General features: G+C 61.0%; 20 protein-coding genes and 1 tRNA gene. 9 read left to right on the forward strand and 12 right to left on the reverse strand.

Going from position 1 to position 21,132, the window contains the following annotated elements; genetic code table 11:
* Positions 1 to 91 precede the first annotated feature (91 nt).
* Positions 92 to 595 carry a DUF3145 domain-containing protein gene (locus tag PV375_RS03640; RefSeq protein ID WP_201517057.1) on the forward strand — a complete coding sequence of 168 codons (504 nt, stop codon included), beginning with the start codon at positions 92 to 94 and terminating at the stop codon, positions 593 to 595.
* A gap of 154 nt (positions 596 to 749) precedes the next feature.
* On the opposite strand, the gene PV375_RS03645 is transcribed toward PV375_RS03640, so the two are convergent.
* The 6 genes from PV375_RS03645 to aceE all read right to left on the reverse strand — a co-directional run bounded on the left by PV375_RS03645 (position 750) and on the right by aceE (position 8,636).
* Entirely contained in the window at positions 750 to 1,997 is a 1,248-nt protein-coding gene (locus tag PV375_RS03645; protein WP_332106172.1) for a beta-ketoacyl-[acyl-carrier-protein] synthase family protein, read from the reverse strand.
* 138 nt (positions 1,998 to 2,135) lie between these two features.
* On the reverse strand, positions 2,136 to 2,387 hold the full coding sequence (locus tag PV375_RS03650) for an acyl carrier protein (RefSeq protein WP_201517055.1): 252 nt from the start codon (positions 2,385 to 2,387) through the stop codon (positions 2,136 to 2,138).
* Between the two features lie 118 nt (positions 2,388 to 2,505).
* Positions 2,506 to 3,510, reverse strand: a complete 1,005-nt coding sequence (locus PV375_RS03655) for a beta-ketoacyl-ACP synthase III (RefSeq protein WP_332106173.1) — start codon at positions 3,508 to 3,510, stop codon at positions 2,506 to 2,508.
* A gap of 29 nt (positions 3,511 to 3,539) precedes the next feature.
* A complete protein-coding gene (locus PV375_RS03660; RefSeq protein WP_332106174.1) occupies positions 3,540 to 4,469 on the reverse strand; it encodes an ACP S-malonyltransferase in 930 nt (309 codons plus the stop codon).
* Between the two features lie 109 nt (positions 4,470 to 4,578).
* A complete protein-coding gene (locus PV375_RS03665) occupies positions 4,579 to 5,796 on the reverse strand; it encodes a PucR family transcriptional regulator (protein ID WP_332106175.1) in 1,218 nt (405 codons plus the stop codon).
* Positions 5,797 to 5,906: 110 nt separating this feature from the next.
* Positions 5,907 to 8,636, reverse strand: coding sequence for a pyruvate dehydrogenase (acetyl-transferring), homodimeric type (gene aceE / locus PV375_RS03670; RefSeq protein WP_332106176.1), 2,730 nt, complete (start codon positions 8,634 to 8,636; stop codon positions 5,907 to 5,909).
* Positions 8,637 to 8,770: 134 nt separating this feature from the next.
* Between aceE and PV375_RS03675 the strand changes: the two genes are divergently transcribed.
* Together PV375_RS03675 and PV375_RS03680 are read left to right on the forward strand one after the other, a co-directional pair.
* The gene (locus tag PV375_RS03675; protein WP_332106177.1) at positions 8,771 to 9,256 is read left to right on the forward strand and encodes a redoxin domain-containing protein; all 486 of its coding nucleotides are present in this window, start codon (positions 8,771 to 8,773) and stop codon (positions 9,254 to 9,256) included.
* Between the two features lie 96 nt (positions 9,257 to 9,352).
* Positions 9,353 to 9,778: a hypothetical protein gene (locus PV375_RS03680; protein WP_332106178.1), complete on the forward strand. Its 426-nt coding sequence runs from the start codon at positions 9,353 to 9,355 to the stop codon at positions 9,776 to 9,778.
* Between the two features lie 617 nt (positions 9,779 to 10,395).
* On the opposite strand, the gene PV375_RS03685 is transcribed toward PV375_RS03680, so the two are convergent.
* The 5 genes from PV375_RS03685 to ctaE form a co-directional block, all read right to left on the reverse strand.
* Positions 10,396 to 10,471 (reverse strand) — tRNA-Val (locus tag PV375_RS03685).
* Positions 10,472 to 10,602: 131 nt separating this feature from the next.
* On the reverse strand, positions 10,603 to 12,225 hold the full coding sequence (gene qcrB, locus PV375_RS03690; protein WP_332106179.1) for a cytochrome bc1 complex cytochrome b subunit: 1,623 nt from the start codon (positions 12,223 to 12,225) through the stop codon (positions 10,603 to 10,605).
* Positions 12,209 to 13,300: a cytochrome bc1 complex Rieske iron-sulfur subunit gene (gene qcrA / locus PV375_RS03695; RefSeq protein WP_201521947.1), complete on the reverse strand. Its 1,092-nt coding sequence runs from the start codon at positions 13,298 to 13,300 to the stop codon at positions 12,209 to 12,211. The genes qcrB and qcrA overlap by 17 nt, the downstream gene beginning before the upstream one ends.
* Before the next feature lie 60 nt (positions 13,301 to 13,360).
* Positions 13,361 to 14,188, reverse strand: a complete 828-nt coding sequence (gene qcrC / locus PV375_RS03700; RefSeq protein WP_201517046.1) for a cytochrome bc1 complex diheme cytochrome c subunit — start codon at positions 14,186 to 14,188, stop codon at positions 13,361 to 13,363.
* A gap of 18 nt (positions 14,189 to 14,206) precedes the next feature.
* The gene (gene ctaE, locus PV375_RS03705) at positions 14,207 to 14,830 is read right to left on the reverse strand and encodes an aa3-type cytochrome oxidase subunit III (protein ID WP_201517045.1); all 624 of its coding nucleotides are present in this window, start codon (positions 14,828 to 14,830) and stop codon (positions 14,207 to 14,209) included.
* A gap of 125 nt (positions 14,831 to 14,955) precedes the next feature.
* On the opposite strand from ctaE, the gene trpD reads away from it, so the two are divergent.
* From trpD to PV375_RS03735, 6 genes are all read left to right on the forward strand, one after another.
* On the forward strand, positions 14,956 to 16,023 hold the full coding sequence (trpD, locus tag PV375_RS03710; RefSeq protein WP_332106180.1) for an anthranilate phosphoribosyltransferase: 1,068 nt from the start codon (positions 14,956 to 14,958) through the stop codon (positions 16,021 to 16,023).
* The gene (locus PV375_RS03715; protein WP_332106181.1) at positions 16,023 to 16,532 is read left to right on the forward strand and encodes a hypothetical protein; all 510 of its coding nucleotides are present in this window, start codon (positions 16,023 to 16,025) and stop codon (positions 16,530 to 16,532) included. Before trpD ends, PV375_RS03715 begins: the two co-directional genes overlap by 1 nt.
* A gap of 79 nt (positions 16,533 to 16,611) precedes the next feature.
* Positions 16,612 to 16,881: a GlsB/YeaQ/YmgE family stress response membrane protein gene (locus PV375_RS03720; protein ID WP_332106182.1), complete on the forward strand. Its 270-nt coding sequence runs from the start codon at positions 16,612 to 16,614 to the stop codon at positions 16,879 to 16,881.
* Positions 16,882 to 17,059: 178 nt separating this feature from the next.
* A complete protein-coding gene (locus tag PV375_RS03725) occupies positions 17,060 to 18,277 on the forward strand; it encodes a thiolase family protein (RefSeq protein WP_332106183.1) in 1,218 nt (405 codons plus the stop codon).
* Positions 18,274 to 19,098: an enoyl-CoA hydratase/isomerase family protein gene (locus tag PV375_RS03730; protein ID WP_332106184.1), complete on the forward strand. Its 825-nt coding sequence runs from the start codon at positions 18,274 to 18,276 to the stop codon at positions 19,096 to 19,098. Before PV375_RS03725 ends, PV375_RS03730 begins: the two co-directional genes overlap by 4 nt.
* A 3-nt stretch (positions 19,099 to 19,101) precedes the next feature.
* Complete coding sequence (locus PV375_RS03735) at positions 19,102 to 19,962, forward strand: 3-hydroxyacyl-CoA dehydrogenase family protein (protein WP_332106185.1); 861 nt, start codon at positions 19,102 to 19,104, stop codon at positions 19,960 to 19,962.
* 60 nt (positions 19,963 to 20,022) lie between these two features.
* Here the strand turns inward: PV375_RS03735 and PV375_RS03740 are convergent, their stop codons facing one another.
* Positions 20,023 to 21,012, reverse strand: coding sequence for an IS481 family transposase (locus PV375_RS03740; protein ID WP_332106186.1), 990 nt, complete (start codon positions 21,010 to 21,012; stop codon positions 20,023 to 20,025).
* Positions 21,013 to 21,132 lie beyond the last annotated feature (120 nt).

Genomic DNA, 21,132 nt, shown 5'->3' on the forward strand with positions numbered 1-21,132 from the left:
CGTCGATAACTTGATACAGGTGCTGATCGAGAGCTTGCAGTCACGGAATGGTCGTAGGGGAAGACGTACCACCCGTGAAACTGGAGGAAAAATGACTGCACCGAACACTCGCGGTGTGCTCTACGTGCATTCCGCGCCGCGCGCGCTGTGCCAACACGTCGAATGGGGGCTCGGGCGTGCAACCGGTGTGCCCACGACCATGCCGTGGATTGCACAGCCGGTAATTCCCGGCACGCTGCGTGCCGAATACGCCTGGGAAGGCCCGGTGGGCACCGGGGCAAAAATCGCCTCCGAACTGCGAGGCTGGGAACACCTGCGCTTCGAAGTCACCGAAGACCCCAGCGACGGGGCCGATGGCGGCCGTTGGATGCACACACCCGGTCTCGGAATCTTCTTTGTGCAGACCGACGCTGCCGGCAATGTTGTGGTGCCAGAAGAGCGTATCCGCTATGCACTGGAGGTAGCCGGCGGTAACGCTACCGAGCTGCACCGCGAACTGCGCCTGGCAATGGGGCAGGCATGGGATGAAGAACTCGAGCCCTTCCGACTCGCCGGTGACGACAGCCCGGTGACGTGGATGCATCGCGTTGGCTAACCGCAGCCAGGAGCTGAGGAGGGCTCGGCCTTAGGCAAGAGGTCTTGTCGGCGACTGGTTTCGTCTCAACGAGTGGTCAAGACCCGCATAAAAGCTCAGTGGGCTCCCGCCGAATACGGTGGGAGCCCACTGCCTTATGTATTACGAAGTGATGCTAGATCTTTCGCAGCGCCAGAACGGCGTTGTGACCACCGAATCCGAACGAGGTCGAAACCGCCAGCGAACCGCTTGTGAGATTCACCTCGCGGGGGGTCGTCACCACGTCAAGCCCAATTTCGGGGTCTTGGTTTTCGAGGTTGATGGTCGGTGGCAGCAAGTTCTCCGACAGCGCCCGAGCCGTGAATAGAGCCTCAATCGCGCCGGCACCACCGAGGAGGTGTCCGGTCGCGGCCTTAGTGGCTGACACCGGCACCTCATCAACGCGGGCACCGAGCACCCGCTTAAACGCGTTGTACTCGGCAATATCGCCGACGGGGGTGGAGGTGGCGTGGGCGTTAATGTGCGCAACATCCTCGGGGCTTGCATCCGCCACGCGCAGCGCCTGCTCAATTGCTCGCGACGCACCCAGGCCCTCGGGCTCAGGCGCGGTGATGTGGTAGGCATCAGCGGTAATACCACCGCCGGCAACCTCGGCATAAATCTTGGCGCCACGGGCCCGCGCGTGTTCTTCGGTTTCGAGGATGAGCGCCGCCGCGCCCTCACCAAGCACAAACCCGTCACGGTCGACATCGTAGGGGCGCGAAGCCGCCTCCGGGTTGTCGTTACGTTTTGACAGCGCCTGCATGGCGGCGAATGCGGCGACCGGCAGCGGGTGAATTGCCGCTTCGGAACCACCGGCGATGACCACATCCGCCAGCCCCTGCTGCAGGTGTTCATAGGCCTGAATGATCGATTCGGTGCTCGAAGCGCAGGCCGAAACCGCAGTGCGGATACCGGCGCGAGCATTGAGATGCATACCGATGGCAGCGCCAGCCGCATTCGGCATGAGCATAGGCACGGTCAGCGGCATCACACGGCGCGCACCGCGTTCACGAAGCGTGTCCCAGGCGTCAAGCAGCGACCACACGCCGCCGATACCGGTTGCCCAGTCGACGAGCAGGCGCTCGGGGTCGACAGAATCTTCGGTGAGGCCAGCATCAGCGAATGCTTCGCGGCCGGCAATGAGCGCGTACTGGCTTGAGGGGTCGAGGCGACGGGCAACGACGCGCTCGAGTTTTTCGCTGGGGTCGACTGCGACGCTGGCAGCGAAGGTTACGGGAAGCTCAATTGATTCGAATACGCCCTTGGGTTCGATGGGCCGGGCACCTGAACCGCCACGGAGCAGCGCCTCCCAGCTATCTGGAGCGGTGGCACCGAGCGGTGAGAAGGCACCGAGGCCAGTAATGACGATCTTCTTACTCATTTGTTGCTTTCACTCGTTGAACGATGCAGCAGCCGTGCCACACCCAATGGAAGCCGGACTTGTTGGCAGCGGGCTGCTGCCCGCTGGTGCGGGATGTGGTCGACCATTTGGTAGTGGTCGACCACATCCGAGCAAAAATTACTTCGCCTGTGCGCCAGCGATGAAGTCGACAGCGTCCTGGACGGTCTTGAGGTTTTCTACCTCGGCGTCGGGGATTTTCACGTCGAACTTCTCTTCGGCGTTCACAACAATGGTCATCATCGAGATCGAGTCGATGTCGAGGTCGTCGGTGAACGACTTGTCGGCGGTCACAGTGTCGGCTGCAATACCGGTTTCTTCGTTAACGAGCTCGGCGAGGCCAGCGAGGATCTCTTCGTTCGAGAAGGCCATGGGGTTCTCCTTACTTGATGGAATTGTGGCCGTGCCAGTTTATGCGGACGCGGCCGGGGGATAGGGATTTAGATAGAAACTAAGCGTGTTGTCTGAAAGCGGCGCAAAACCGCCCGCCTTAGGGGAGTCGCACCACCTGGGCAGCATAGGCAAGACCAGCACCAAAACCGATCTGCAGTGCGAGACCACCGGAAAGTTCGGGATGCTCTTGCAGCAGCGCGTGCGTTGCCAGCGGGATGGAGGCGGCTGAAGTATTACCGGTGGTGGCAATATCGCGGGCAATCACCACGTTTTCGGGCACCTCGAGCTGCTTGGCAAACTCATCAATAATGCGCATATTGGCCTGGTGCGGAATGAACGCAGCAAGATCCGCCGATGAGATGCCCGCCGCATCCAGCGCCTGACGCGCCACATTGGCCATCTCCCACACGGCCCAGCGGAAGACTGTACGGCCATCCTGACGCAAATAGGGCCACTCAGCCTCACCACGCCGGTAGGCCATCAGCTCGCCGCTCATCGCCACGGCATCCCATTTGCTGCCATCCGAGCCGAGCACCGACTTCGAAACACCGGGCGTATCAGCTGGCCCGACCACAGCGGCGCCGGCACCATCACCGAGCAGGAATGAAATCGATCGATCGGTGGGGTTGATGAGGTCACTGAGTTTTTCAGAGCCCACCACGAGCACGTAGTCGGCAACTCCCGAACGAACCAGCGCATCAGCCTGTGCAATGCCGTAGCAATAACCGGCGCAACCGGCCGAGATATCGTAGGCGGCCGCATCCCCGGCGCCCACCTCGGCACAAATTCGAGTGGCGGCCGCGGGGGTCTGCATCACATTGGTGATCGTGGCGACAATCACCGCGTCGATCTGGTCGGGGGTGATGCCGGCTCGTTCAATTGCTTCGCGGGCGGCGATGACACCCATGTCGATGACGTTTTTACCGCCGCGTTCACGCGCACGAGTGATGATGCCGGTGCGCTGCTGAATCCACTCGTCACTCGAGTCAATCGGTCCGGCAAGTTCGTGATTGTCTACCGCGGTATCACCGCGATAGGCACCGACACCGAGAATCTGGGTGTAGGGGTGACCAACGGCCTGCTTCAGGGTTGGTGCGCTCATTCGGAACGTTCCTTTCGTAAAGCTGTCGATCACTGGGCGGCGGAGTCGAGCAGTGTTGCAACCGCGTCGAGGTCGTCTGGCGAAGCCACCGCAATCGTTGGAGTGCCGCGCATTCCGCGCTTGGCAAGGCCCACCAGGGTGCCGCTGGGCGCAGCCTCTACCAGACCGGATACGCCAAGCTCAGTGAGGGCCTCCATGCAGCGGTCCCAACGCACCGGACGGTTGACCTGATCAACCAAAAGCTGACGGAACTGGGCGCCAGAATCCACGCGCGCACCGTCAAAATTGGTGAGTAGCGGACGTTTGGGATCGGCGACATCGAACTGCTCGATCTCGGCAGCCAGGGTTTCGTGTGCGCGGTCCATGTAGCGCGTGTGGAATGCTCCGGCGACCTTGAGTGGAATCACTCGGCTACCCGCCGGTGGTTCAGCCTGAACCGCAGCCAGCGCCTCGGGGGAGCCTGCCGCAACGATCTGGCCGCCGCCATTGAAGTTGGCAGCAGCTGCACCTAGCTGTTCGAGCTGTGCGACAACCGCATCCGGTTCGCCACCCAGCACCGCCGCCATGCCGGTGGGAGTGGCAGCGGCATCTGCCGCCATGAGCTCTGCACGGCGCGCGACAAACCGCACGGCAGTGGGGGCATCAAAAACACCGGCGGCGTAGGCGGCCGAGATTTCACCAACCGAGTGCCCGGCTACCACGACTCCTGCGAGCTGATCAGCAGAGCGCGCCACCAGCGCATCCCAAACGAGGATGCCAGCGGCAACGATTAGCGGCTGGGCAACGGCCGTGTCGCGGATCGTTTCCGCATCCGATTCGGTGCCGTGTTTGATGAGGTCGATGCCGACAGCATCGCTGACGCGCTCGAGAGTTTCGCGGTGTTTGGATTCGCTGAGCCAGGGTTCGAGAAAACCCGGCTTCTGCGATCCCTGGCCGGGGAATGTCACGGCAATGGTCATGATGACTATCCTTCCAGGAATCTGGCCGATTGCTTGGTGGTTTTGTTCAAGAAAAACGCAAAAACTTCGTGGGTGGCTACTAAATGCGCCGGTAACTGTTCGCTTCGGCCTATCGATCGCGACGCGGATAGCGAGACACCGGGCGGTTCGTTTCAGCAGTACCCGAGTCGGCAATCTGCCCGAGAATGAGCGCGCACTGCATCACGAGCGCCTCGCGGGCACCGGTAGCATCCCAGCCAATAAGGTCGGTGATTCGTTTGAGTCGATAGCGCACCGTATTGGGATGCACGAATAGTTCGCGGGCTGTGGCCTCAAGCGACCGGCCATTATCGAGATAGCACCACAGCGTCAGCAAAAGATCCGATTGGTGATCGGCCAGCGGACGATAGAGGTTTTGCACGAGTGTCTGGCGTGCGAGCGAATCTCCGGCGAGCGCCCGCTCGGGAAGCAGATCGTCGGCGAGCATCGGGCGCTCACTGCGTCGATAGGCCTCAACAATCGAAAAGCCGGCAAGCGCTGCCCGAGCGCTCCGGGACGCCTGCACCACCGAAGGCACTTCTGGCCCGAGCACGAGGCGTCCCTCACCGAAACCCGGCTCGAGGGCACGGGCGATCTGTAAAAACGGCACCGGCTCGGCTTCGAGGTCTGCGGCGGGCTTTGACCTGCCCATCACCACAACGAGCCGGCTTCCCTGCACGCCAACCAGCAGATCGGCCTGGTTGTGGCGGGCCGTGCGGCGCAGCTGATCCACCTCGATCTGACGCGGGGTGGTGCCAACCAACACCGCAACCTCACCGTGTCCGTGCCACCCGAGCGCGGCCACACGGCTCGGTAGCTCGTTGTCGTGCTCACCGGTGAGGATTGAATCGACCACCAGCGCCTCGAGTCGCGCATCCCACAGGCCGCGTGCCTCAGCGGCACGCGCGTACACGTCAGCGGCCGCGAACGCGACATCACGCGAATAGCGCAGCACACCTTCGCGAATCGATTGCGGCGCGTTGAGAGTGCGCTCTTCAAACACGTCCACCACAACGCGGATCAGCTGCAGGGTCTGCTGCAAACTCACCGAGCGCAGTAGCTCGCGGGGCGCCGAATCGAACACGTCACGGGCAACCCAGGTGGCCGCATCCGGATTTTCAAACCACTGCACGAACGAGGCAATACCTGCCTGGGCAACAAGGCCCACCGCCGAGCGGCGACCCGGCGGCATCTCGAGAAACCACGGGAGCTGCTGCTCCATACGCTTGTGCACCGTGGTGCTCAGATCACCGGTAATACTGCGCAGCCAGGTGATGGCTGCGTGCTTTTCTTGAGTGAGTTCAGTCATATGCCGAGCCGGTGATGGGGAAGTGGTCAGCATCCCCACCACCGGCAAGATCGTCAATTGAGGATCAGCCTGCTGCGACCTCGAACCAGTAGGTCGCAGGGAGCGCCTTTTTAGGCGTCGCCACCCGCGGAACCCGACTGGCCAGCAGCGGGGCTGTGCAGGTCGTAGCGATCAATCGCCTGCTGGACGACCGAGCGGTCGATCTCACCGCGACGGGCAAGCTCGGCCAGCACTCGCACGACGATCGAATGCGAGTCGATCTTGTAGAAGCGGCGGGCTGCGGGGCGAGTGTCGGAAATGCCGAAGCCGTCAGCACCGAGCGTGACATAGTCGCCGGGCACAAACGGGCGAACCATATCGGGAAGCGAGTGGTTGTAGTCACTCACGCCCAGGAACACACCGTTTGAACCAGAGAGCTTGTCGGTGAGGTACGGCACGCGCTGGGGCTCGCTCGGGTGGGTCCAGTTGTGTTCCTCAGCCGCCAGACCCTCGCGACGCAGCTCGCTCCAGCTGGTAACCGACCAGACATGCGCACGCACGCCCCAGTCGTCACTCAGCAGCTGCTGAGCGTGCTGTGCCCACGGCACTGCGACACCGGAAGCCATCAGCTGCGCCTCGGGGCCATCGTTACGCACGGGTGCGTTCAGGTAATAAATACCCTTCAGCAGGCCGTCAACATCGAGGTTTTCGGGCTCGGCCGGCTGCACCATCGGCTCGTTGTACATGGTGATGTAGTACATGACATTCGGGTCGGGGTGCTCGCCGCCATACATCCGCTCGATACCGGCGCGCATGATGTGGCCGATCTCGTACACATAGGCGGGGTCGTAGCTGACAACGGCGGGGTTTGTGTAAGCCAGCAGGTGCGAGTGTCCGTCCATGTGCTGCAGGCCCTCACCGGTAAGCGTGGTGCGCCCTGCGGTGGCACCGATGATAAAACCGCGAGTCAGCTGGTCGGCCGCCGCCCAGAACACGTCACCGGTTCGCTGGAAGCCGAACATCGAGTAGAACATGTAGATCGGGATCGTGATCTCGCCGTGTGACGAGTACGAGGTGCCCGACGCGATCATTGCCGAGGTGGCGCCATCCTCGTTAATTCCCACGTGCATGAGCTGGCCCTGCGGCGACTCACGGTAGGCGAGCAATAGCTCACGGTCGACGGCAATGTAGTGCTGGCCACGCGGGTTGTAGATCTTCGCCGTGGGGAAGAACGAGTCGAGACCAAAGGTACGCGCCTCATCCGGGATGATCGGAATGATTCGGCGGCCAAACTCGCCCGAGCGCATGAGATCCTTAAGCAGGCGCACGAAGCCCATCGTGCTGGCGATTTCCTGGTGCCCCGATCCCTTCTTGGTAATCGCGTACGTTTTGTCATCGGGCAGGTCGATCTGCGTGTACTTCGAGCGGCGTTCGGGAACGGGGCCACCAAGTGCACGACGGCGCTCGATCATGTACTCGAGTGCAGGGTCGTTGTCATCGGGGCGGTAGAACGGCACGTTGTAGATGTCGCGTTCGAGCTCTGCATCCGAGATCGGAATTTGCATGCCATCGCGGAACCGCTTGAGGTCGTCGATGGTGAGCTTTTTCATCTGGTGGGTTGCGTTACGACCCTCGAAGTGGCTGCCGAGACCGTAGCCCTTAATGGTGTGCGCGAGAATAACCGTGGGCTGGCCCTTGTGCTCGACCGCTGCCTTATATGCGGCGTACATCTTCCGGTAGTCGTGACCGCCACGCTTGAGTCCCCACACCTGGTCGTCGGTGTAGTTTTCGATGAGTTTGAGCGCAAGCGGGTCTCGGGCGAAGAAATTATCGCGAACGAACTTGCCCGATTCGGCCTTGTAGGTCTGGAAGTCACCATCGGGGGTGACGTTCATGAGGCGACGCAGTGCTCCGTGCTCGTCGCGTTCGAGCAGTTCATCCCATTCACGGCCCCAGATCACCTTGATGACATTCCAGCCGGCGCCACGGAAGAACGATTCGAGTTCCTGGATGATCTTGCCGTTACCGCGAACGGGACCGTCGAGACGCTGCAGGTTGCAGTTGATCACGAAGGTGAGGTTATCGAGTTCGTTATTTGCGGCGAACTGCAGTTGGCCGCGTGACTCGGGTTCATCAAGTTCACCGTCGCCGAGGAACGCCCACACATGCGAACCCGAAACATCCTTGATGCCGCGATTGGTCAGATACTTGTTGAAATGAGCCTGCCAGATCGCGTTCATCGGACCGATACCCATCGACACGGTGGGGAACTGCCAAAAGTCTTGCATCAGGCGCGGGTGCGGATAGGACGGCAGACCGTTCGGGGCCTTCGATGCTTCCTGTCGGAAACCACTGAGCTGCTCGGCGGTCAGTCGCCCCTCGAGAAACGCGCGGGCATAGTTACCGGGGGATGCGTGCCCCTGGAAATAGACCTGGTCGGGGCCGTCCGGGTGGTCGTAGCCCTTGAAAAAGTGGTTCAGGCCAACCTCGTAGAGCGTCGCCTGTGAAGCGTACGACGAGATGTGGCCACCCACGGCAATGCCGGGGTCCTGTGAGTTTTGAACCGTTAGTGCGGCGTTCCAGCGGATCCAGCGGCGGTAGGTGCGTTCGAGCTGTTCGTCACCGGGAAACTCGGGTTCGTCGCCGGGGGCAATGGTGTTGACATAGTCGGTTACCGGAACCATCGGGACGCCCAGCAGACGTTCGCGCGACCGTTCAAGCAGCGCCAGCATGATGTCGCGGCCGCGCTGGTGACCGCGCTCATCGATAAGCGCGTCGAGCGACTCTTTCCACTCGGCCGTTTCTTGCGGATCGGTATCGACAAAATCTTCCGAGTAGGGATCCTGCGTGTGTACAGCCACTGGTGACCTCTTTCATGAAGCGGAGTCAGAGTTGACGGGAACTCTCAATGTTGTGAGAGTATGCGGCTGCAAGCTTAGCCACATTCAACAAACAAACCCTGCATTTTTCGTAGTAAAGGTGGGCGGAATCAAATATGGAGCCGACAGCGTCAGCCCGCGCCGCATCCACATTGCCGGTGCGTACACACCGAGGCGACACCATCAGCGTGTTTGAGCCGAACCAGTCGTCACTTCTCGTGTTCGTCCCGGCCGCCTTCACCCCGGTTTGCGGCCACGAAGTTGGGGAACTCGTCGAGCTCACCGGGCTCGCATCGGAACTCGGTGTGCGGATACTGGTCGCCAGTTGCGACACTCCGGCAACATTGCGGGCCTGGTTGGCGGATGCAGATGGCTCGGCCGGATTCATCGGGATCAGCGATCACTGGCCACACGGTGCGCTCGCCAGTCACTTTGCTGCGTTCGATGAGCGAGCGGGCACCGCGCATCGCCGGAGCTTTGCCATCGATGCTGCTGGCTCCTGGGTGCAGGTTGCCGCCAGCCCGGCCGGGGTGGCGCGAGCAAAGGGCGATCACGAGCGGGGTATCCGGTTGGCCGCATCCGGCTGGAACGCTGAGCATTAGACTGCGATTGCCGCCGTAGCGTTGCGGCCCGTGACACGAGAAAGAAGCCGAATGATGCGAGTCAAATCCCGTTGTGCCGCCGTTTCGCTGGTCACCTTGGCCGCACTCCTGACGGGATGCGCGGAGAACGCGAACGTCCCGGCTGGTGACGCTACGCAGCCTGCGATTCCCGCAACGGTGACCAGCGGTCACGTCCGTGTAAACGGAGAAAGCTATGCGCCACCCAGCGGCTGGTCGGTGCGCTGTAATTTCCTTACGGATGAACCGTGGCTATTGGCGAGTTCACCGCAGAACAGCGAGGAGTATCCCAGCTTGACGGCAGGCCACGGGGTGCCGGGGAAACGCACGCTGCTCTTGCTGATCGAAGAGGGCCAGGCTTGGTACGGCGACGAGACGCAAGCGACCAAGATTGAACTTGACGAGAATGGACTCCGTATCTCGGGGAAGGTGATCTCGGGCACCGACTATGCGGTCACGGCCACAATCGACATTGAACTTCCCTGCGGAGCTATTTCGGAGTAGCTCGCTCAGGCCTATCGGATTGCCCACATAGCGCCACCGAGGATCCAGATCATCACAAAGATCAGGATTACGAACAAGAGCAAGATCACGCCGAAGAAGCACCCCATCGAGCCGCAACCTAGACAGGTTTCGTTACCCGCTGCTGGAGGCTGAATCCGATAGGGATTCTCTTGGGGATACATCGTCGGGCCGCTGGGCGAACCGTACGGTTGCTGGTATTGGGGTGGCTGCTGCCCCGGTGTGGATGCATTGCTGGATGCGTACGGAGATTGAGTGCCTTCGAATTGCCACTGCGCACCACCGCTGGTCCAGACACCGTCTGCGCTGCCGGGAGCTTGCTGGTGCTGCCCATTGTTTGCTCCTGAAACCGGGAGAGTAGTGTGCGTCTCGCCGTCAGAAGGTTGCCCGTTGCTGTAGGGCAATGAGGAAGAACTCACGATGCCGTCTCCTCGGGTCCAAGTGTAGTTGCCGACCAGTTCACCACAGTGACGTTCAAGGGAGGCTGAATACCGCATGCTCTTGGGTGAATTGAGAAGAATTGCGAACGCCGAGAGTCGGGGAGTCAGACAAGTGATGCCTCGCAGCAAACGAAACTGCGAAGCATCCCAGAAACGAAATGGTGGATCCGGCCGGGCTCGAACCGACGACATCCACGGTGTAAACGTGGCGCTCTACCAACTGAGCTACAGATCCGCTGTCGAAAACAATACCGCACGCCAGAGCAAAAGTGCGAATTGACGAGGATGTGGGGGAGCGTGTTGCACGGAAACGATTGTGGGCGGAACACCCGAAGGTATCCCGCCCACAAGCCTTAGCGATTCGAACTAGCGCTCGATCTCGCCGTGGTGTGCCGCGTGTGCCGCTTCGATCTCGGCCGCAGTGGGGGCCTCGACGCGGTCACTGTAGAACCAGCGCGACAGAGTAGCGCGCAGCTTCTGGCCCGCGCGCACCTTGCCGGTCTTGGGGTCTGGCTGCGCGATGATCGGCGCGTACGACTCGTACGAGACAAGCTGCCACTGGTCGTGCGGCTCGAGCGGAACCTCGACCTCCTGGAACTCGCCGTGGGGGAGGCGGATCACGCGGCCCGACTCAATACCGTGCAGTGCCAGCGAGCGGTCGCGACGCTGCAGTGCGAGGCACCAGCGCTTGGTGACGATGAACACAATCACCGAACCAACGATGAGCCAGAACTGCAGGAAGTGAATCACGTGCTCCATTGCCATGTGGAAGTGCGTGGCGATGAGGTCTGACGATGCACCCGCCCACATGGTCGCGTAGAAGTTGATCCATGCGGCACCGAGAGCGGTGCGAGTAGGAGCGTTACGCGGGCGGTCGAGCAGGTGGTGCTCGCGCTTGTCACCGGTAATGAACGACTCCATGAAGGGATAGACGAACAGACCGATCACGAAGATGCCCATCATCAAGAACGGCACCAGGATGGCGAAGCTCAGCGTGTAGTTACCAAGCGGTACCTCCCAGCCCGGCGGGATAAGACGCAGCGCACCGTCACCGAAACCGATGTACCAGTCAGGCTGGGTACCGGCCGACACTGGCGATGGGTCGTAGGGGCCATAGTTCCAAACCGGGTTGATCTGGAACAAGGTGGCGATCAGGTAGATAAAGCCGATAACGATGAACAGGAAGCCGGTGGCCTTAGCGGCAAACACCGGGAGCACCGGGTTACCGACAACATTCTGCTCGGTGTGACCGGCACCTGGCCACTGGGTGTGCTTGTGAACAACCATCAGCAGCATGTGCATCGCCAGGAAGGCGATGAGTGCCGCCGGCAGAATCATGATGTGCAGTGAGTACAGACGGCCAACGATCATGTCACCGGGGAACTCGCCACCGAAGAGCCAGAACGACATCCAGGTGCCGATACCGGGGATCGCCTTGATCATGCCGTCAACAATGCGCAGACCGTTACCCGAGAGCAGGTCGTCGGGGAGCGAGTAACCGCTGAAGCCCTCGAGCATGGCGATGATCCACAGCACGAGACCGATGATCCAGTTGAGCTCGCGAGGCTTACGGAATGCACCGGTGAAAAACACGCGGGCCATGTGCATCATCGTGGAGGCAACGAAAAGCAGTGCCGCCCAGTGGTGCACCTGACGCATGAGCAGGCCACCGCGTACGTCGAACGAGATGTCGAGTGTCGAGGCCATAGCCGCCGACATACCCATACCCTTGAGCGGCACATATTGACCGTCGTAAACCATGTGGGTCATCGACGGATCGAAGAAGAAGGTGAGGAACGTACCCGAGATGAGGATGGCGATGAAGCTGTAGAGCGCCACCTCACCGAGCATGAACGACCAGTGGTCAGGGAAGATCTTGCGACCAAATTCCTTGACCGCACCCGAGATGCTGGTGCGCTCGTCAATCCAGTTGGAGGCCTTCGCGAGGCGGGAGCCCTCGGCCACGGGCGAACTATACGTTGTAGTCATGACGACGCTCCCAGAAAGTCGGTCCAACAGGTTCGTGGAAGTCGCTGGTGGCGATGAGGTAGCCCTCGTCGTCGACCGCGATCGGCAGCTGCGGTAGCGGGCGGCCAGCGGGGCCGAAGATCACCTTGCAGTGCTCGGTGACATCGAACTGCGACTGGTGGCACGGGCACAGCAGGTGGTGCGTCTGCTGTTCGTAGAGCGCCACGGGGCAGCCAACGTGGGTGCAGACCTTCGAGTAGGCGACGATGCCTTTGAACGACCAGTCTTTGCGGGCCGGATCGATCTTCAAACGCTCTTCGGGTAGACGCATGAGCAGCACAACGGCCTTGGCCTTCTCGTTGAGGAAGTTCGGGTCGTGGTTCTCCTCAAGCTCGATGAGCGTCTCGGGAATCACGTGGAAGGCCGAACCGATGGTGACGTCTGCCCACTTGATCGGAGTGCCCGAAGGGTCACGCACGAGGCGCACGCCCTCGCCCCAGAGGGTCTGGTGGAGAAGTTTCACCGGCTTTTCGTTGTTGGCGTTGTAGAAGTCACGCAGCATCACGATGCCGGGCAGCGGCAATGCCACCAGCGCACCGATGAGCGAGTTGCGGAGCATCTTCCGGCGCGAGAAGCCTGACTCTTCGTCGGCCTGCGCAAAGATTTCGCTGACCCGCTGGCGAGTTGCCGGGCTGGCGGCGATCGGGTGCCGCGCCTCGGCCATCTCCTTGTCCTTCATGAGGTACTTCGCCCAGGCAACGGTGCCGATACCGAGCGTCAGCATGCTCAGGGCGATGCCGAGACCGAGGAAGAAGTTATTACCGCGTACCGAGGTGATGTCGTTGCGGTCGATCGGCCAAGCGAAGTAGGCGACCGTCGCAAAGAGTGCCGAAGCGAGCGACACCCAGAACAGGACGGTGATTACGCGCTCAGCGTTCTTTTCTTTCTTGGGGTCCGTGTCGGTTACCCGCTCGTGGTGGTCGGGCAGTCCGGGGTTCGTGAACTCGCTATCCGCCAGGATTGCGGCCCCCGAACTCACCGACCGGTCCGACGAATGGGCGGTGCGAAGCTCCCCGCCGTGTTCGTCTTGAGCCATGAGGAATTCCCTTTCTAGAAGGAGGTGCAGCAGAAATCAGAAGTTATGGGTTCGCGTTGCCTAGTTGGGGCGCGAGGTGAGCCAGATGGCGGCAGCGGCAGCGCCGCCAATACCGAAGATCCAGATGAACAGACCCTCAGCAACCGGGCCGATACCACCGAGGTTGTAGCCACCGATCGACGAGGTGTTGTCGGTCATCCAACGGATCGAGGCGATGATGTCGCGCTTGTCTTCGGGGCTGAGGTTCGCGTCGTTGAACACCGGCATGTTCTGGGGGCCGGTGACCATGGCCTCGTAGAGGTGAACCGGGTCGACGGTTTGCAGCTCGGGGGCGAACTTACCCTCAGTGAGCGCACCACCGGCGGCGCCAACGTTGTGGCACATGGCGCAGTTGATGCGGAAGATTTCGGCGCCGTGGGCGATGTCAGCTTCCGACTCGGTCAACCACTGACGGCTGGGGATGGTTGGGCCGGGAGCTAGCGATGCGACGTAGGCAGCCATCTGGTGAGTCTGTACCTCATCAAACTGCGGAGCCTTCTTCGGTGCCTGCGGACCGTGCATCTGCATCGGCATGCGACCGGTACCAACCTGGAAGTCGACTGCCGCCGCACCAACACCGACGAGGCTCGGGCCGTTCTCGGTGCCGACGGCGTTCATGCCGTGACAGGTAGCGCAGTTGGCGTTGAACAGCGACTCACCGGCGGCAATAGTCTGGGCGCTGTCTAGGGGGACAGCGGTGTCACCCTCAGCAGCGGTGACGGTGTCGACGGCCGCGTACGCACTGCCGGCAACCAGGAGGCCGATGCCGAGTAGCGCTGCGGAGGCGAGCGGTGTGCGGCGGCTGCGCTTGCGTGACTTCTTCGCAGCCTTCTTAGTGACGAGTGACATGTGGAGCTCTCCTGGCTACTAAGAAATGAACGGAAGGATGTAAATGACGAAGAACAGTCCGACCCACACAACGTCAACGAAGTGCCAGTAGTACGAGACCGCGATCGCCATCGATGCCTCGCGCTGGCCCATCCGACGCACGGCATACATGCGCACGATGGTGAGCAGGAACGCGAACAGACCGCCGATCACGTGGAGACCGTGGAAGCCGGTGGTCATATAGAAGGCACTGGTGAAGGGGTTGAGGTTGAATACGTAACCCTCGGAGACGAGCGTGGCGTACTCAAAAATCTGTCCAGCAACGAATACCGAACCGAGGAAAAAGGTGATGTAGAACCACTCGATTACCCCGAGACGACCATTCTCACGGAAACGCTGTCCGCGTTCGGCGGCAGCAACGCCGAACTGGCAGGTGACTGAGCTGGACACCAGGATGAGCGTGTTGATCGTAGAGAACGGAATGTTCATCACGTCGTGTCCGGCCACGAACTGCTCTGGCGCCATCGCGCGGAGCGTGAAGTAGATCGCGAATAGCCCCGCGAAGAACATAACTTCCGAGCCGAGCCAGACGATCGTGCCGATCGCAAGGGTATTTGGACGATGGACGCGCGGAGCGCCTGAAATGGATGTTGCTGAAGTCACCTGTCCATTATGACCGATTTCTCAGTTTGGCCAAGTTTCGACGCGACTCGCGTTAGAAAACCGTGTGATGGTTCTGCCTGATCAACCGCATTTAGCGGCTAATGAGGCGGCGTACACTGATGCCCATGACGCAACTTCAGACTTGGCCCGAGATGATCGAATCGCTGCTGCGCGGCGAAGACCTGTCGGTAGCCCAGGCAACCTGGGCTATGGAGCAAATCATGACCGGTGAAGTATCGGATGCTTCGCTGGCCGGTTGGCTGATCGCCTTGCGCGCCAAGGGTGAGACGGTAGAAGAGGTTGTTGGTTTTCGCGATGCCATCCTCGCCAATGCGGCGCCGATTGACATTACGCCGTGGGCGGTCGACATCGTTGGCACCGGTGGCGACATGGTTGGCACCGTGAACGTATCGACCATGTCGGCGATGGTGATCGCAGGTTCTGGTGTGCCGGTTATTAAACACGGTGGCGGTGCCGCGTCGGCCAAATCTGGCGCGACCGATGTACTCACCGCGCTCGGCGCTCGTCACGGCAATAATTCGACTGAGCTCAGCCAGGTGTTCGAAGAAACGGGGATGACCTTCCTCGCCGCTCCGCTTTTTCACCCCGGATTCCGGCACGTGGCACCTGTGCGCAAACAGCTGGGTGTGTCGACCATCTTTAACTATCTAGGCCCACTCACTAACCCATCCCGCGCCGAAGCCAGTGCCGTTGGCTGTGCCAAGCGCGAGGGGATTCCGCTCGTTGTGGGTGTATTCCGCACTCGTGGTGCGGCGGCACTGGTATTCCGCGGTGACGATGGGCTGGATGAATTGACGGTCACGGGCTACTCGCGCATCTGGGAGGTTTGCCGCGGGGATGTATCCGAACACGATATTCATCCACGGGACGTTGGCCTGGGTACCTATCGGATGCAAGAACTCATCGGCGGCACGCCGGAAGAGAATGCGCAGATATTGCGTGACACGCTCGCCGGAAACGTTGAGGGCGCAATTTTGGACATTGTGCTGTTGAACGCCGCCGCCGGCATGGTCGCCTTTGATCTGGCTCGCAACCCCGATAGCGTGGAAGAACCCATCCGCGATCGATTGATCGCAAAGATAGCTGTGGCCCGCGACACGATTGAGTCGGGGCGCGCGCTGACACAGCTTGAACGGTTCGTCGCCGCCACCCAGAACTACAGCGGGAACTAGTGAAGCTTTTTCGACGTCGCGAGCGGCGCGATGATGATATCTATCGCATTCGTGCCTATGAGGTGCGTGGCGAACCCCGCGAGCTGATGCGGCCTATTTTTTGGGTGACGCTTATCGCCTGGCTGCTGTCATTTTTTCTGTTTTATTTCGGCACTGGGATGCTCGAATTTCAGCTGCAGCGGGTTGGCTTCGTGTCGGTGCTGCTGGGTTGGGTAGTGATGTCGGTGGCAATGGCGGCCGGGTATGCGTTCGGCTATCGAATAATGCTCGCGCTCACTGCCGGTAGCAGGATGTTCGGTGAACGCGAGATCACCAGGCTCAGCATTGGGGATGCGTTTGCTAGCGCCTGTGGCGGGCTCGTAATTAGCGCTCTGCCCGCAATCACCGTCTCGGAACTGTTCCTGTTTTTCACCTGGGTGATGGTGGTGGGTGTGTGTTTCACGTTTTCGCAGCTGCAGCCGCGTTACGTCGCCCGCTGGCGTGAAATTGCGGAGACCCGCGGGCATTGACCCGTGCTTTCAGCATCAGCTCGCGGCAGTGCATGATAATAGTGACTAGAGACCGAGGTGACAGCGAGAAGGAGTGCGAATGTTTGAATTGGGTTTTTTGTCGTGGATCATCGTGGGTGTAATTGTCGGGCTCATTGCATCGGCAATTATGAAACAGAGCTATCCCTGGTGGCTCACGCTTGTGCTGGGCATCCTGGGTGCTGCACTCGGCGGGTTTCTCGCCGGGCTGCTGCTGCCGGGTGATGCAAATTGGGGATTCTGGAACCCCTTCATGTGGATCTTCTCGACGCTCGGTGCGGTCATTGTGATGGCACTCGTCGGTGCCGCTGGGAAGCGGCAAAAACGCTAGGTAGTCTGCGTGCCGGTAATGTCCCGCGTGGTGGCCCTTGCGCCACACGCGGGACTATTCGTTCATGTCGTCTCAATGACACGGTCATCTGAACTAAAAAATACTGACGCTGCGGTCAGGATTACGCGCAAGGATGCGTAAAGTGTCAGTAGGCATGGTTCACAACAAAGGAGTTTAAGTGGCCGAGGCATACATCATCGATGGTGTTCGCACTCCGGTGGGTCGATACGGCGGTGCGCTCGCACCGGTGCGCCCCGACGATCTGGCGGCGCTGGTCATTCGCGAAGTTATTGAACGCGCAAAGATCAACCCAGAGCACGTCGATGAGGTGATTTTCGGAAATGCCAACGGTGCCGGCGAAGAAAACCGCAACGTGGCACGAATGGCGTGGTTGCTGGCCGGAATGCCGCTGAACGTCCCTGGTTATACCGTCAACCGGCTCTGTGCATCCGGTATGACCGCGATCGTTTCGGCCGCTCAGGCGATTAAGGCCGGCGACGCAGATCTTGTGGTTGTCGGCGGCGTCGAGTCGATGAGTCGAGCGCCGTGGGTTGTCGAAAAGCCTGCCAAAGCGTGGGCCAAACCGGGTGAATCATTTGATACCTCTATCGGCTGGCGTTTCCCGAACCCGAAGTTTGCCGAGGGTGAACTCAACCGAAACGGCAAGATGCTGTATTCGATGCCCGAAACCGCTGAAGAAGTCGCCGAAGTTTTTCAGGTGAGTCGCGAGGATGCCGACGCCTTCGCAGTGCGTTCACATGAGCTTGCCTTCGATGCCATTCACGGTGGTCGCTTCCACAATGAAATCGTGCCCGTTGAGGTTCCGGGCCGTAAGGGCCAGGTGACCGTGGTCGACACCGATGAAGGGCCGAGGGAAGGAACCACGATGGAGGTGCTCGCAGGTCTGCGCCCGGTGGTTAAGCCCGGAGGAGTCGTGACTGCCGGTAACTCGTCGTCGCTCAACGACGGAGCCTCGGCGCTCGTGATTGCGTCGGCGGCGGCAGTCAAAAATTATGGGCTCACACCCCGCGCTCGTATCGTGCGGGGTGCTGCGGCCGGTCTTGAACCCGAGATCATGGGCATCGGGCCCGTTCCCGCAACCCGCAAGGTGCTCGATCGTGCCGGCTGGTCGGTGGCCGACCTCGGTGCCGTCGAACTCAACGAGGCATTTGCCACCCAGTCGCTCGTGTGCATCGATCAACTCGGTCTCGAGCCGGAAATTGTCAACCGCAACGGTGGTGCAATCGCGCTCGGTCACCCACTGGGATCCTCGGGATCACGTATTGCTATTACGCTGCTCAACCGCATGGAGCAGGAGGGCGCCGAGCGGGGCCTTGCCACCATGTGTATCGGTGTGGGCCAGGGGCAGGCAGTACTACTGGAGGCGGTCAAATGAGCGTCGAGACACTCAACGAAATCCAGTGGGAACGCCTGCGGGTAACCGTCGGTGCCGATCGTGTTGAGGTTATTCTCGATCATGCCGCCACTCGCAACGCCATCGATCAGCAGATGGTCGATGAGTTGCATGTGGTTTGCGCCGAACTTGAGCGCGATCCGTGCACGCTGATCCTTGCCGGGGCCAACGGGCTGTTCGCCTCGGGCGCGGATATTGCGCAGCTAAAAGAACGCCGTCGAGACGATGCCCTCGCCGGCATCAACTCAACGATTTTTGATCGCATCGCGCGGTTACCAATGCCGGTGATCGCCGCGATGCAAAAATACGCGCTCGGTGGCGGCGCAGAACTCGGCTACGCGGCTGATTTTCGTATCGCCACACCCGACATCAAGATCGGCAACCCCGAAACCGCGCTCGGCATTCTTGCGGCTGCCGGTGCCACGTGGCGCCTGCGTGAGCTAGTTGGCGAGCCCCTTGCCAAAGAAATCTTGCTCGCGGGCCGGCAACTCACCGCCAGTGAGGCACTCGCCTGTGGCCTCATCACCGAGGTGCACGAGGCCGACGAATTGCTACCGGCAGCACACGCGCTAGCCGATCGCATCGGTAAGCAGGATCCGCTGGCCGTGCGCATCACCAAAGCGGTCTTCCACACCCCGCGCGAGGCTCACCCCGTTATTGACACGCTCGCCCAGGGCATCCTTTTTGAATCGGAAGCAAAATTCGAGCGGATGCAGGGATTTCTCGACCAGCGCGCTGCCCGCAAAGCACAGCGCGAGGCGGAGCGAGCCGCCGCAAACGAATCGAACGCACAGGAGAGTTGAGCCATGTCTGATCTGACCAAGATTCCCGACCACGTTGGCGTTATCGGCGGTGGCCGCATGGGTGGGGGCATCGCCCACGCCTTCCTCATGGCCGGCAGTCGTGTCACCGTCATCGAGCGTGAACCCATTGCGCTGCAGGCGGCAGTGGAACGTATTGAACGATCGGTGGCGAAATCGATCGAACTTGGCGCCGTCGACGCAAACCTCGACGAGGTCAGGCAGCGGCTGAAGGTGGTGCTCGATTACAACCAGCTGCATGATTGCGGGCTCGTGGTTGAAGCCGTGTTCGAAGACTTCGATGTCAAGATTGAGGCGCTCACCGCGGCAGAAGCTGTGCTCGGCGATCAGGCCGTATTGGCATCGAACACCTCGTCGATCTCGCTCGCTGATCTGGCCGAACCCCTCAAACGGCCAGAGCGCTTTTTGGGGCTGCACTTTTTTAACCCGGTGCCGGCCTCGAAACTCATCGAAGTCGTGGTTGCGCCGAAGACCAGACAGGATGTTGTTGAAGCAGCACCCCGGTGGGTGGAGCAGCTCGCCAAAACCCCCGTGGTCGTGAAAGACTCGCCGGGCTTTGCATCCTCACGCCTCGGGGTGGCCATAGCGCTGGAAGCGATCCGCATGGTTGAAGAAGGTGTCGCCAGCGCCCAAGACATCGACGCGGCCATGGAGCTTGGCTACCGCCACCCGCAGGGGCCGCTGAAAACCACCGACATTGTCGGCCTCGACGTGCGTCTCGGTATCGCCGAGTACCTCTCAGAACACCTGGGCGAACGGTTCGCGCCGCCGCTGTTGCTGCGCGAAATGGTCGAGCGCGGAGAGCTTGGCCGCAAGAGCGGTAAAGGGTTCTATGACTGGACCTAACGCACTACTGCGAGCCGGCATACTAATTCGCAATTATGGTCCGCAGTGTGCGCTTGATGCCTAGTTGTACTGACCGGAGAGGTTGGTCACGCGAGCGGATGGGGGTTGTCCCTTGAGTGCTGTGTGGGCTCGGTGGTGATTGTAGTGATGCAGCCAGGAATCGAAGGCCTCGACGCGTTGGGTTTCTGAGCTGTAGGGCTGGGCGTATGCCCATTCCTCGAGCATGATGCGGTTGAAGCGTTCGACCTTGCCGTTGGTCTGGGGCCGGTAGGGGCGGGTGCGTTTGTGGACGATGTCGTTGCCGAGGGCCTGTTTGAAGTCGTTGGAGCGGTAGCAGGCCCCGTTGTCGGTCAGGACCCGCTTCACGGTGATCCCGAGGGAAGCGAAGTAGGTGTTGGCTCGTTTCCAGAACTCGGCGGCGGTTTCCTTCTTCTCATCGGTGAGGATCTCGCTGTAGGCCAGCCGTGAGTGGTCATCGACGGCGTTGTGGATGTAGGCGTAGCCGGGGCGCCGGTTGGTCGCGCTGCCGGTTTTGTTGCGGACACCGGCGTGGCGGCCCAAGACCTTGTGTCCGCCGCCGTCAGGGATGCGGCCGAGTTTCTTGATGTCGACGTGGATGAGGTCACCGGCAGCGGCGTGTTCGTAGCTGCGTCGCTGCGCTCGGGAGGTCTTGATCCGGGTCCCCGTGGCGGGATCGGTCCATTTCAGGGGTGGGCAGCCGTAACGCCTGATGACCTTGCCGACGGTGGAGGGGTTCAACCCGAGGTGGTAGGCGATCCGGGCTGGTCCCCACCGTCGGGTGACCCGCAGCCCCACGACACGACGCTCGGTGCGTTGCGGTAGTTGCCCGTGGCATTTCCTGGGGCGAGACGACCGGTCGGTCATCCCTGCGGGGCCGTGATCGCGGTACCGCTGGGCCCACCGGCGGGCGGTGGTGGCTGAGACACCGAACCGTTCGGCGGCCCGGCGCAGAGGCCAGCCCCGATCCACGATCAGCTGAGCCAGGTGAAGACGTCCGGTCTCGGTCAAGATGGCATTACGGTGGGACATGGAAGACCTCTGTATGTGCGAGATGGCGGCTGTGGTAAGTCCCACACTCCAATCAGAGGTCTTCCCCTATGTCCAGCCGACCCGCCGCGCGTGCCTAACCTCCGTGGTCAGTACACCTAG

This window comes from Gulosibacter sp. GYB002, from assembly GCF_036577665.1.
GTDB classification, from domain to species: Bacteria; Actinomycetota; Actinomycetes; order Actinomycetales; family Microbacteriaceae; genus Gulosibacter; species Gulosibacter hominis.